This window comes from Shewanella sp. SG44-6, from assembly GCF_014164185.1.
Classification (GTDB): domain Bacteria; phylum Pseudomonadota; class Gammaproteobacteria; order Enterobacterales; family Shewanellaceae; genus Shewanella; species Shewanella vesiculosa.
The window spans coordinates 1-13,505 of the sequence record NZ_JACJER010000124.1 but is presented as its reverse complement, the minus strand read 5'-3'; the positions used below and the strand labels follow the sequence as shown (position 1 = coordinate 13,505).

Annotated in this window: 13 protein-coding genes; 3 read left to right on the top strand and 10 right to left on the bottom strand. The window is 39.6% G+C overall.

The window, feature by feature from the left end; genetic code table 11:
* Window positions 1–323: 323 nt before the first annotated feature.
* From H5185_RS17775 to H5185_RS17735, 9 genes are all read right to left on the bottom strand, one after another.
* Complete coding sequence (locus H5185_RS17775; protein ID WP_123884034.1) at window positions 324–920, bottom strand: tyrosine-type recombinase/integrase; 597 nt, start codon at window positions 918–920, stop codon at window positions 324–326.
* Between the two features lie 390 nt (window positions 921–1,310).
* A complete protein-coding gene (locus H5185_RS17770; RefSeq protein ID WP_182742752.1) occupies window positions 1,311–1,670 on the bottom strand; it encodes a DUF6488 family protein in 360 nt (119 codons plus the stop codon).
* A 13-nt stretch (window positions 1,671–1,683) separates the two neighbouring features.
* Complete coding sequence (locus tag H5185_RS17765; RefSeq protein ID WP_123884036.1) at window positions 1,684–2,205, bottom strand: hypothetical protein; 522 nt, start codon at window positions 2,203–2,205, stop codon at window positions 1,684–1,686.
* 16 nt (window positions 2,206–2,221) lie between these two features.
* Window positions 2,222–2,917, bottom strand: coding sequence for a HupE/UreJ family protein (locus H5185_RS17760; RefSeq protein WP_123884037.1), 696 nt, complete (start codon window positions 2,915–2,917; stop codon window positions 2,222–2,224).
* Complete coding sequence (locus H5185_RS17755; RefSeq protein WP_124018390.1) at window positions 2,907–6,050, bottom strand: efflux RND transporter permease subunit; 3,144 nt, start codon at window positions 6,048–6,050, stop codon at window positions 2,907–2,909. Before H5185_RS17755 ends, H5185_RS17760 begins: the two co-directional genes overlap by 11 nt.
* Before the next feature lie 9 nt (window positions 6,051–6,059).
* Entirely contained in the window at window positions 6,060–7,298 is a 1,239-nt protein-coding gene (locus H5185_RS17750) for an efflux RND transporter periplasmic adaptor subunit (RefSeq protein ID WP_182742751.1), read from the bottom strand.
* Window positions 7,299–7,305: 7 nt separating this feature from the next.
* Entirely contained in the window at window positions 7,306–8,592 is a 1,287-nt protein-coding gene (locus H5185_RS17745; protein ID WP_182680803.1) for a TolC family protein, read from the bottom strand.
* Window positions 8,593–8,605: 13 nt separating this feature from the next.
* Window positions 8,606–9,586 (bottom strand): M56 family metallopeptidase, encoded by a 981-nt coding sequence (locus H5185_RS17740; RefSeq protein WP_123884041.1) that lies wholly within the window; start codon window positions 9,584–9,586, stop codon window positions 8,606–8,608.
* A 1-nt stretch (window position 9,587) separates the two neighbouring features.
* A complete protein-coding gene (locus H5185_RS17735; RefSeq protein WP_123884050.1) occupies window positions 9,588–9,971 on the bottom strand; it encodes a BlaI/MecI/CopY family transcriptional regulator in 384 nt (127 codons plus the stop codon).
* Between the two features lie 91 nt (window positions 9,972–10,062).
* Here H5185_RS17735 and H5185_RS17730 point away from each other — a divergent pair, with 91 nt between their 5' ends.
* From H5185_RS17730 to H5185_RS17720, 3 genes are all read left to right on the top strand, one after another.
* Window positions 10,063–10,416: a DUF3147 family protein gene (locus tag H5185_RS17730; RefSeq protein WP_124018393.1), complete on the top strand. Its 354-nt coding sequence runs from the start codon at window positions 10,063–10,065 to the stop codon at window positions 10,414–10,416.
* Window positions 10,417–10,780: 364 nt separating this feature from the next.
* Window positions 10,781–11,725: a CDF family Co(II)/Ni(II) efflux transporter DmeF gene (dmeF, locus tag H5185_RS17725; protein WP_182742750.1), complete on the top strand. Its 945-nt coding sequence runs from the start codon at window positions 10,781–10,783 to the stop codon at window positions 11,723–11,725.
* An 8-nt stretch (window positions 11,726–11,733) separates the two neighbouring features.
* The gene (locus H5185_RS17720; protein WP_124018395.1) at window positions 11,734–12,141 is read left to right on the top strand and encodes a MarR family winged helix-turn-helix transcriptional regulator; all 408 of its coding nucleotides are present in this window, start codon (window positions 11,734–11,736) and stop codon (window positions 12,139–12,141) included.
* A 437-nt stretch (window positions 12,142–12,578) separates the two neighbouring features.
* Here the strand turns inward: H5185_RS17720 and H5185_RS17715 are convergent, their stop codons facing one another.
* Window positions 12,579–13,010 (bottom strand): hypothetical protein, encoded by a 432-nt coding sequence (locus H5185_RS17715; protein WP_182742749.1) that lies wholly within the window; start codon window positions 13,008–13,010, stop codon window positions 12,579–12,581.
* Window positions 13,011–13,505: the final 495 nt, after the last annotated feature.

Below are 13,505 nucleotides of genomic sequence, written 5' to 3'. Positions count from 1 at the left end.
ACTATACTCTGACATAAAATGTACCCATAGTCTGACAAATTGGAACTGCACCTAGATACTATAATTATGAATTGTCATTTTATTACAACTGAAAGCGTATCTCTTAGTAACTCACTTTTGGACAAAAGTGAGTTAGATTTTATACTCTAAAATATATGGTTTGCATTATAATAAGTATAGCAAAGCTCGATATACAGGTGTTTTTAGTGATTAGTTTCAATCAATAAATTCTTTACATATATATGACCCAAAGATATTATAATCCATTGATTAATAGTCAGAATGCCACGAAAAATAGCCTTAGGTTCTGGGGGCATACCGTATTAACAATCAGTAGATTCTGAAAGTGTAAGAGCATCCTCCAATTCAACACCAAGATAACGAATTGTGTTGTCTACTCTAGTATGTCCGAGTAAAAGTTGGACGGCTCGAATATCCTTAGTTTTTGCATAGACTAATGTTGCTTTGGTTCGTCTCATTGAGTGAGTCCCATACAAGTTAGGATCTAGACCAATATTTGATGCCCACGACCTGACAAGAGAACGATAATACGAATAGCTAATCGGTTGCTCATTTCGTATTAAGCTTGGAAATAAATAATCACTTGTCTTTAGAGCTGCGACAAAAATCCATTTCATCAGACTTTGTTGAGTTCTAGCAGTGACTTCAAACTGGACTTCAACATCCGTTTTCTGCTGAATAAGCTTAACTCTTGCAAACATTCGTTCTTGTGACGATATATCACAAACCCTCAGAGGAAGTAGGTCACTTGCTCTGAGTTTACTATCGATTGCCAAATTGAGTAACGCTAGTTGCATAAGGCTATTTTCTATTTCTAGCCTAGTTCGAATACGCCAAATCTCTTCGAGCCGAAAAGGCTTTTTGACTCCGCTATGATTTTTTTTGTTTGATGAGACCATGGTGACCTCCTACTTTATTGATTGGTCATCATAAGTGTAGCTAATAGTACTTTCGCTAATGAGGATGTATTGTAAGTCAGGATAATCGCGTTTGAGTTTTGGCTATGTGCAGATGTTTTTACACTCAACGAATGAACACTGGGACACCATTACCAAAGCGATTCACATGATTATGCGACCATTTCAAGTTAACTAACTCAGACTCTCATAATGTGTAATAGTAAACAATTAGGATGATGGTGCAATTGCCATGATTACCAACAGGCTTCTAAGTTGGTAGTGCCGCCTTTAGACGCCTTGTTCTTATCCTAATTTAGTAAGAACAATGGTTGCGACTACTTCAATTAGAAGTAGTCGTTTGACAATCACTATTTCATTACTTACCGCTTATTAAAAGCCCTTATTCTCAGATACTGCAACGACATCACCATCGTCATCAATTCTAAAATATAATGTCTGTTTAACTTGTGAGTTCGTAGCACTCACGACATAACTTCCTTCATAAACATTTACAATATTTACATCTGCATTGTTAATGGTTTCCCATGAAGATGGCAGCTTACCAGCCTCATAACCTAAATCTTTGAATGTCATTTTATTTATTGTTTTAATAGTAATGCTAATTACCTTCTTCTCATTCATATGACTATTTCTTGAATGATCCATGCTTTTCATTCTATCTACATGTGCAAAAGAATAGCTACCGATAAAAGCACTACCGATAACTAAAAATATAAATAAATTTCTCATAAATGCGTCCTTATTATTTTAAACCAATAACTTTGTATTGCCCTTTAACCAATAATTTTACCGTTACTGGGTTGTCGGACTTATTTTTCCAATACCAACCATGAGAGCCAGGAAAGGGGGCTGTAAAACTCCCTTTCATGTCATCTGATGTCGCAATAACATAACTCTCATAGTATCCAGTGGTATCCCCTTCTGGTTCGCCATGGAGGTCGAAGAACAACGCATCTCCATCAGTTAGCCATTCATAAGTCATTTTTTCATATTGCTGCATCTCGAACTTGTATTCGACACCTTTTCCAGCAGGCACAATGACTTCGATAATTTGAAACTCTGTTGTGCCTTCTACTTTTGAGCTTTTTTGTGTTTGAGTTTCAGGCATGGGAGCTAATGTGGTAACACCTATTTTTTGACCAATGCCTGTGGGATCAATGTTGTATTCAGCAGGCAAAATAAGGGTGACTAACACAAAAGCCGCTAGAACCGTTGCTGCTAAAGAAGCTTTAATTAACGTGTTACTACTTACTGTATGTTGCATATATTTCTCTTTGTTATTAATTAATAAAGTAACCAGTCAATTGATAACCCATCAACATGACACCTGCACTCATTAGTAGGGTATTTGTTAGTGTAGAAAATTGCTGAAATGAAGGCCATTTACGCCAGATGTTGAGAACAATTAATATCACCACTAAAGCCGCGAACTGACCGAGTTCTACACCCATGTTAAATGCGACTAAATTGGTAAATAGGCCTTCACTGGGTAAATTAAATTCTTCTAATTTTGTCGCTAAGCCTAAGCCATGAAATAGCCCGAAAATGAGAACAGCCCATTGCGTGTTAGGTTGCCATTTGAAGCAACGTTTAAAGCCACCTAAATTATCAAACCCCTTATACACCACAGATAAGCCAATAATTGCATCAATAAGGTAGGCATTTACTTGGATATCGCTTAACACACCTAACAGCAACGTAGTGCTATGACCGATGGTGAACATCGTGACATATATGAAAACATCACGGCTTCTATATAAAAAGAAAATAACGCCAACCAAAAATAGTAAATGATCGTATCCGGTAATCATGTGTTTTGCGCCAATGTAAAGAAATGGCACAAACTGTACGCCGCTATTTTGCTCTAAAAAAGCTCTAGTATTGTCATCAACACCATGAGCGAGTACCTCAATGCTAATAAAGGAGCAACATAGGAGGAGTGCGAACAAGCAATAGCTTGATAATTTACTTGGCATTAAATGACTCCAAAGTTTCTGTTTTAATCAAAATCGTATCCTTATCTTTATGTAAAATTCGGTAAAGTGCGGGAATAACAAATAAAGTTAGTAGCGTTGAGGAAATAATCCCACCGATAACTACCATAGCTAAAGGCCGTTGTACTTCAGAACCCATACCACTATTAAACGCCATCGGAAGAAAGCCCAACGATGCAACAAACGCAGTGGTCATTACAGGTCGAAGTCGAGTTAATGCACCGTCAAAAATAGCCTGGTGTAAATTCATGCCCTCTTTTCGTAATTCTCGGATAAACGAGACCATGACTAATCCATTCAAAATGGCAATACCTGACAACGCAATAAAGCCAACTGCTGCTGATATTGAGAATGGAATACCACTTAACATTAATGCAGCAACCCCGCCCGTCAATGCTAAAGGCACGCCTGTAAAAATGATTAATGCATCTTTGATTGAATTCAGCGCTAACACTAATAAACCAATAATCATGAGCAACGTGACTGGTACTACAATACTTAAACGCTGTGAAGCGGACTGGAGCTTTTGATAAGTGCCGCCGTATTCAATCCAGTAACCAGCAGGAATATCAACATTGGCAGCAACGGCTTGTTGAATATCACTCACAAAACCACCTAAATCACGGCCTCTCACATTTGTTGTCACAACGACTCTACGCTTGCCATTTTCTCGATTAATTTGGTTTGCACCATTAATCAATTCCAATGAAGCAAGTTCTTGTAATGGCACAGAACGACCATTGCCCAGATGAATTGGCAAATATGACAGTGCGTCGACATCATTACGCAGTACTTCATCTAATCGAACGACAATATCCGAACGCCTATCACCTTGATAAAACTTGCCAGCAACGGTTCCACCTAGCGCAGTCGCTAATTGGGATTGCAATTGCGCTTTACTGATCCCGTATTGCATAATTTTGTCAGCGTTAGGGATTATGGATAAAAGCGGTAACCCCGTAGTTTGTTCAACTTGCACATCGGCTATACCTTCAACCTGGCTAATGGCTGACTCAATTTCATTACCTAATGCGGCAAGGGTTTCAAAATCATCGCCGAACACTTTAATTGCTAATTCGGCTCTCACACCCGCCAGTAATTCATTAAACCGCATTTGAATAGGTTGTAAAAATTCATAACGATTGCCAGGTATTGGCTCTACCAACGCAGCTAAATCCTCCACCACCTGCTCTTTTGATTTATTAGGATTAGGCCATTGATTACGTGGTTTTAGAATAATAAAGTTGTCTGCAACACTTGGCGGTACAGCATCAGTTGCCACATCGGCCGTGCCTATTTTGGCAAATACTCTTTCAACCTCCGGCATTTGCTGAATTTTTTCTTCTAACACTTCTTGCAATGCAATTGCCTGACTTAATGATGTTCCAGGAATGCGCAGTGCATGCATGGCAATATCACCTTCATCAAGGTTTGGTACAAACTCACTGCCTAGCCGGGTAGCTTGGTGGCCAAAAATGACCACTAACAACACCGCCATACACACCACAATCCAACGACCTTTAAGCACCATATTTAACGCTGGACGATACAAATAAGCCGCTCCACGAATAATTGGACTGTGCTTTTCTTTGATTGGTTTTTTAAATAACAATGCAATCATTGCAGGCACAAAGGTTACCGACAGTAACATGGCACTTAATAGGGCGATAACAACGGTAATGGCCATCGGGTGGAACATTTTCCCCTCTACACCTTCAAGGGCGAAAATGGGTAAATACACGGCAGTAATAATGAACACACCGAATAACGCTGGGCGGATCACTTCACGGGTTGCATCAAACACTAGTTCTAAGCGTGCTTTCAAAGGTAAAGAATGTTGCCCAGCTTGACTCAGACGGCGCAGGCAGTTTTCAACAATGATAATTGCACCGTCCACTAACAAGCCAAAATCAAGCGCACCTAAACTCATTAGATTGGCACTAACACCAACTTGAACCATGCCTGTCACAGTCATTAACATCGCAAACGGGATCACCAATGCGGTTAAAAATGCGGCCCTGAAATTACCAAGTAAAATAAACAACACAACTACAACTAAAATAGCCCCTTCGGTCAGGTTTGTTTGTACTGTACTAAGTGTTTGATCAACTAACTTAGTACGATCGTATACCGCGGTAGCCACAATCCCTTGAGGTAAGCTTGCGTTAATTTGTTTTAGCTTCTCACCTACTGCGTGAGCCACTGTGCGACTATTCTCGCCGATAAGCATAAATACAGTGCTCATCACCACTTCACGGCCATTTTGGGTGGCAGCACCATTACGCAGCCCTTTTCCATCACCAATATCTGCCACATCTTTTATGCGAACAGGTGAACCATCAATACTTTTTAGCGGAATGTTACCAATGGCTTGTAAGTCTTCGGCTTGCCCAGGAATACGCATAAGCCATTGCGCGCCATTTTGCTCAATAAATCCTGCGCCTTGGTTTTGATTATTTTGTGCAATTGCGTCAACCACATCAGCTTGAGTAACACCAAACGCGAGCAGTTTTTGGGGTTTGAATGCAACCAAAATTTCACGTTCAAACCCACCAATAGGATTCACCTCAACAACGCCAGGCACACGCATTAGTTGCGGACGAATAGTCCAATCGTGCACAGTACGTAGGTCGGTGGGTGTAATCTCGGAGCCATCGGCATGTGTTGCATTGGGTAACGCATCCACTGTGAACATGAAAATTTCACCCAGCCCAGTGGCAATCGGTCCGAGTTCAGGCTCAAGTCCTGACGGTAATTCTGAACGCGCGGCAGATAAGCGTTCACTCACCAATTGCCGAGCAAAATATACATCGGTATTGTCATCAAAAATGGCAACAACTTGCGATAAACCATAACGTGACACAGAACGGGTATATGTAAGCCCAGGCAATCCCGCAAGCGCATTTTCTAATGGAAAGGTGACCCGTTGTTCAATTTCTAATGGTGTATACCCTAGTGCCTTGGTGTTAATCATGACTTGTACATTGGTGATATCAGGGACAGCATCAATAGGCAGCTTGGTAAAATTCCAGGCGCCCACAAAAGCCGTAATCATCACTAGTACTAAAACGAGTACATTGCGCTTTATGGAAAAGCGTAAAATAGATTCCAACATTTACTACTCCTAGTGATCGTGCGAAGCGCCAGACTTTTCAATGTCAGCTTTAATGATGTAACTGTTTTCAGTCACATAGGTTGCCCCTAATGCAATTCCACCAAGAACTTCGACCCACTCACCATCATCTTGACCAAGCTCAAGCATTCTCACCTCGTATTGTTCACCTACTTTTGCATAAACTACGGTAAAGTCCCTGAACCCTTGCAAACCGACTTTTTTTACTGCGACAGGCACATCAATCGTCGCCACCTCAATATCAGCGTTAACAAACCCACCGTCGGCCAGAGCATTATTCACATTCGGCACCTTCACCCATACTAATTTAGCCTGGTCATCGCGGACTTTTTGCTCAATAAACTCAACCTTCCCTGTAAGCGGAGTGTCATAACCTTCAATCTTTACGGTTACCGGAGTGCCAACAACGACATTTTTATAATCGGCGGGATATACTGCTAGCTTGGCCACATATTGCGACGTATTGGTTAGGGTCAATAAGGTTTTTGACGCTGTTTGTTCACCACTATTGGCATACTGTTCAGTCACAATGCCGTCGGCAGGAGATGTGATTTGATAAGGCTTAAGGCTTTCGTTACTTTCAACTGTCATCAGTGTCTGCCCTTGCTTTACAAGGTCGCCTTGTTTAACAAACAACTTGGTGATTACCCCGTCAAATCTGGCTGATATATTATGTGTCGCACTCGCTGGAAGCGATAAACGCCCATAAGCAGGAATGGTTTGATGAAGTGTTCTAGCCGCGACAACATCGGTACTAATTCCCATAGCTTCAGCCACTGCTGGCTCAATACGAGTTCGGCCTTCAAGGTTATCGTATTGCCAGCGATAATTTTTGCCCAGATATTTAGCGCTAATGGTGACCACAAATGAATGAGGTTCGTAAATTTCTAAATCTCCACGTAAAAAGTCACCTTCGACACGAAAGTTAATATCGTCTACAACATCACCAAGACGGGTAAGTTGAACATTCAAAGCCACTTTATCCGGTGAAACAGGCTTGCCTGCATCGGTTACCCACACCCTAAACTCCGGCGGTACACCCGTTTCAAAAATAGCTAGCTCCAAAGCCATATTGTCGTCTCGCAACATGCGGCCTCTGTGGGGGCCTTTTTCTGGCTCAGCTTCTTCCGCTTCAGGGGCAGATGATGCAGACACTGAAAATGAAGGGCTCACACTTAAGCAAAGAAATATTGCAAAAGTCAGTGATGTAAAAATATTATTATTTTTCATAAACGTCTCACAATGATATAGATGCGCCCGTTAGGCGTTGAATTTCAAAATGTTGTAAATGCAAACTCTCGTATGTATTTAACAACTCCGATTGGGCATTAAGTAAATCACGGCGTATATCACTCCATTGACTGTAGCTGAGTTGTCCAAGTTCAAAGGCTCGAACAGCCTCTTTTAATGTCACTTCTAATGTTGGGATTATCGTTTTTTCAAAAGCATCGATAACATGCCGTGCATGGGCTATTTCTTGTAGTTGTACATATAACTGTGAGTCGAGCTTTTGCATTAACGCTACTTGTTCGACAGCAAGCACGTCTTGCTTGGCTTGTAAGGTCGAAATAGTCCCTGCATTACGGTCGCTTGCGCCAAAAGGAACCGATACACCAGCAACAAGGCCAAAGTCATCTGTTGCTTCATAACGGCGAAAACCAGCAGAAAATTGCCATTGAGATTTAGCCTCTATCCGCGCCAGCTCCAATTGTGATTGTGCTATGCGGGTAGCGGTTGCAAATTGAGTGATATACGGGCTTTTTTTCAGTTTATCGAGTTCCTTATCTAAACTTGATAACACAGGCAGAGCGAATAAATTACCATTGACTCTAAATTGGGTGCCTGGCTTTCCCCACAACGACGACAATTGATACTGGCTAGCTTTTAAATCGTGCTCTGTATCTTCAACAGCTAGCTGCATCCGCACGATTTCAACTTCTGCCATACGCATTTCAATCGTTGAGCTTCTGCCGGCACTGACGCGTTCAGATATGGCTTTAAGCACTTCGTTCGCTTGAAGCGTTGCCATTTGATTCAACTTCAGACGCTCTTGCTTTACTAAGATTTGAGTAAATTGTTTTGCTGTACTCGCCGCTAAATCCATTGTGACAATGTGCTTATCAATATCTACCTGCTCCATCTCTGTTTGTGCATTGCCAACACGGCTATTAATTTGCTCTTGTTGCAACAACCAGGAATACGTCAGTGTGGTTTGCATGTTACTCAGCCCACTATGTTCACCGACGCCTAAACCATCTTCAAAAGTAAGCCCAATTTGTGCTGGCTCACCAATACCTGCTTGTTGTATTGCTCCTTTTTGCATATTTGTCTTATGCAAAAATACCGCTAACTCAGGGTGGTGACTTAACGTCATGCGAATAGCGTCTTCTAAATAAAGTGGCACTTTTATTTCTGTGTTGTCTTTTGCTGTCACAGAAAATGCTAAGGCCGAGATAAAAAAACCACACAAAAACCGATTGGCAATCGGTTTTTTATCTATGGTTGTTTCAACAATATTATTCATTCATAACCCTTATTTAATGGTTGAAATAGGTTTCGATTAGATGGTGGAGGCTATCAACAGTTGATAATGTGAATAATGTAGTCACGAGGAAGCATAACCCTGTAAATGCCAGTTTAGCTCCAGATACTTGCTCTCTTGGAGAAAGAAGGTTTTCTACCCGTAGGGTAATTTGGTCTTTACTAAAATGACTGACTTGAACTCCTTCACAGCTAACAGGTAACAGACGTTGTTTCTTAGCGACTGTAACTAAAGTTTGTGCCACATCAAGGTTGTCATGGTAGAGCGTGACGGCATCGTCTGCTTGTTGTTCTGTTAATAAAGTAAAATCTTGTTGTAAAGAGCGGCGGATAGGCTTCGGATAAAGTAGGCAGAAAAAAGCGTAAATACTTTTGAATAAGGGATCTCTTGCTCTAACATGTGCTAACTCGTGTTGGATAATAATATCAACAGCAGATTGTTCAAGCTGTTGTAGTAATCCTGATGTAAGGTAAACCTTTGGCTTGAATAAACCGATGGTAAAAGCCGCAGGCATGCTTAATGAGATTGAAAAAACAGTATCTTCATTTTGACCCGCGATAGGCTGAACATCTGAAAGTTTAAAAAGATTGTGTATTGCGATGGAATGACGGCGAACTTGAATAAAGGAAATGTTAATCAACACCGCCAATACGACTGCTGCAATGACCAAAGTTAATCCATGCCAGCTTGTTACTATAAATAGATCGATATGATGCCAATGTGCAACCTTTTCCATCCAAAGAATTAAGTATCCATTCCCTTGACGAGGGAACAATATTCCTACGCAAAATAGCGCAATCCACCAAGGAGAAGTAACCATCAACCACAAAATTCGTTTTCGAGCGATAAAATCAAATGCATCTAAGCTGCTTCTAATCAACGGGACAATAGCAGATATTAATAGTGTAACGATAACAAAAGCCGTTATTGCAACACTAATCAAATTTAATAAAATAGCCACGTTACCTTCGAGCATCTTATGCTTGCCTACTACGTAATTTTCGTTGTTCTTCTATAAGCTTTTCCAATTCATCAAATTGAGCGTCGTCAAGATTAGCTGAAGATGAAGCAAATGCAGCAATCAGGCTATGTTCACCATCTTCAATAAAGTCGGCTGTAACATCTGTTATTAATGTTGCGATAAGTGATTCTCTATCAACTTTGGCGGTATAAAAATGTGCATGCCCTTGCTTAGTTCTACTTAACAAATCCTTTTTAAACAGTCGATCTAACGTAGTTTGGATCGTATTTAACGAATTTCCGCGAGTAATCCCAACTACTGCATGTACACGCTTTGCATCTGCTTCTTTCTCAGACCATAGGAATTGAAGCACTAACTTTTCTAAGTCACCTAATTGCATCAAATTATTCTCTTAACTATTTATCAATAGTATGACAAACTAAAAACCTATCGACAATCGGTTTTTTGATTTTTATGAAAACAGAGAAATTATGACCTGGATAATTACAAAATATCTCATTACAGCTGCAATCATTGTTGCGGCTTCAGAAATAGCAAAACGCAGCGATAAATTTGGCGCACTAGTCGTTGCTCTCCCAATTGTAACTATCATGGCAATGATTTGGATGTATGTCGAAAATGAATCAAATGAAAAAATAGCTAATCATGCTTGGTATACATTTTGGTACGTCATTCCTACGTTACCGATGTTTCTATTGTTTCCAGTGCTTCTAAACAAATATAGTTTCTGGAGTTCTTTGTTAATTGGCATAATGATATCGATGATTTTTTTTGTTGGGTTGACATGGTTTTTAAAAAACTTTGATATCGATCTAATCCCATAAAAATTAATAGTTACATGATTAAGTCATTAACTCATAGGCTCGTAAACTATATATATAATGCTTAGTATTAGCTCAATTTATGAACTTACGGGTGGGTCTTAACTCACAATTGGGCATAAATAGTTCACGCCTCTAGACATATTTCTGGACAAAAGTACGTTAAAACTAAAGTTCTAAATTCATTGATCACATTACAATTAGTATCGGTAATTTCGTTATAATATTGAAAGTTAATGGAAATAACTCTAACGAAGTGACTAAATCCTGTATTCCACCTCTTTAAAATATAGAATAGCCACAGCCATTTACTTTGACCATCAAATAGTATACTTTTAGCTTTATTTGATAATCAAACAATAATAATATGAAAACTATTGCTGAAAAATTTACCCACCAACACAATTTTACTTCTGTTAATGAGCAAAATGTAAAACGAACATGGTATGTACTTGTCATCACAGTCATCACCATGATCATCGAAGTTATAGCCGGTACTGTTTATGGTTCTATGGCCTTACTCGCTGACGGTTGGCACATGGGAACTCATGCCGCGGCCTTTTGCATCACACTATTCACCTATAGTTATGCAAGAAAGCATGCAAGTAGTAATAAGTTCTCTTTTGGTGTTGGTAAAGTGGGAGTTCTCGGCGGATATACCAGTGCAATAGCACTAGGTATTGTCGCAATTATAATGCTAGCAGAATCTATACATCGTCTGTTATCACCTATTGAGATCCAATTTAATCAATCCATTCTTGTTGCTATAATCGGACTTATCGTAAACATCGCCAGTATGTTTATACTTGGTCACGAACATCACGGTCATGACCACAGTGACCACCATAGTCATGAGCATGATCACCATGAAGAACACCATGATCATCATAGTGATCACGATCATAATCTCAAGGCAGCTTACTTCCATGTGCTCGCTGACGCATTAACCTCTGTGTTAGCAATTTGTGCACTTTTGGTAGGAAAATTCCTTGGATGGTATTGGTTAGATCCAATAATGGGAGTTGTTGGTGCTGTGATTATTACCAAATGGGCCTTGGGTCTCATGAAACAGACAAGTCCAATTCTGTTAGATGAAAACATCGACAAAGAATACCAATTAGAAATAATTAACACGATTGATGATGAGCACACTAAAGTTACTGATATCCATATCTGGAAAATTAGCGCAGATCATTATTCAGCCTCAATAGCATTGTGTACAACAACAGGTGCCAATGTAGAAACATTTAAACACTCTTTGAGTAAGTTTGATAAGCTAAGTCACTTAACTATCGAAGTAAATTACTGCTAGGATCCTTTATGCATTCTTTGAATAACTTAATCATCGAGTTTTACGACAAACTGTCTTCTTGGGAGCAATCCGTCGTTAAAGATACAGGGTATTCACTAGCACAAGTGCATACTATAGAGGTGTTAGGTTCTCATGGGCCGATGAGAATGAAGGAGTTAGCTGATAGGCTTGGAATTACTACAGGTACGTTAACTGTTCAGGTAGAGAAACTGGTTAAATTTGGATTAATTACCCGTTCTCCTCACGAAGACGATAGGCGTTCAATACTTGTTGGATTAACAACTGAAGGGATTGAGCTTCATACGCACCATAATCGTATGCATATACAACTGACAGAAGACATTACTCGTAACTTAGATGAAAGCTCAATTGATGTGCTAACGAAGTGCTTTGAAAAAATGAACCGGGAATTCTAATTTAACAACCCCTTATTTTGTGATTAAATCATTTTAGTGTTGGACAGTCAAAATCTGTGTCCAACACTCTTTTTCTAAGGAATTAAAAAACGTTACTTTCAGATATCGCAATGACATCAGCGACATTAGCTATTTGAAAATATAACATCTTGTTAATCTCTGTATTCAAAGCATTGATAATATTAACACCACTTATTTCGCTCAAAATATAGTGGTTAATCTTTTTTGCCACAGGTTTATAAGTCAAATAGTGACTAGCTTAGTTTTATATATTTATAACTCTGAAATTAGATCGTAAAGCGTTTTGGGGCAATAACTGCTTAATGTGGTCACTCTAAACCGTACCTGGACAGAAGCTTGTTAGTGTCCAAGCTCTAACACTCACTATTCGCATTATGATAAGTATGGTGAATTTAGGTTAGCGCCATAGTCTTTTGTTATAAAGCTCGTACGGGAAAGCCTTCTAAAATCTCATCTAGGTCTTCAATAATAGATTGGAGATAGGTTTGATCAAATCCTGTAGAGAACTTAAGTTCATTTCCAACACCTACACTGTCCATGCAATTACCCTCTAATTCAATTCCACCTCTTCCATTCCCAGTTAGCTTGATTTCAAGCTGCCCCTCAAGACTGTCGAATGTGGCTGTATCTTTTAGGCAAGCATAGAGCTTTTGTATTTCTTTAGAGAACTTAACAAAATCATAGGTTTGAAAGCTGGCAGAAAATTTACCACTGAAGCTTCCAAATGAAACACTAACAGAGCAAATAAGCCAGTTATCATCAAAAGACTCACTGCTTGGATAATGTTGATACTGTTCTACAGTGATCTCAACTTGCTCATTTGGAGAACAACCGATGGATAAACTCATACGTTCCTTGTGCTTTATAATGTATTAGTATTCATACGTTGCGCAATTTGTAAGGCATAAATCGCTTGTTGGACTTGGTCTATGCCACATCCATATTAATAGGTATGTTTTATGCTATAGGAGTTTGCTTTTTTACGGTAGTTTTTTTGTACAGATTTGTATCTAATCACCTTTTATGATTACATCTTTTAAGAAAGATTTTCGATATTATAGCTTTTATATTGCCCGGTTATGAGTTTTCTCAGATATACCTTACTGACACGTTTTGGGGCAAAACCAAGTTAGCTTTTAACTTAACATTCGTACCAAATGATGCTAAATCGAAGAGATAGCATGAACCAGTGCCGATGCGACTGAGGGGAAGTTTTCGTTAAGCGGCCATGGATGGCGTAAAGCGTCCCGAAGCAGTATTTGCACATAAGCTCACTGCAGGTGATTGACTGCGTTGAAGCTACAAGCTTCAAACCCATTTAACCAAACACGACTCAACCAAAC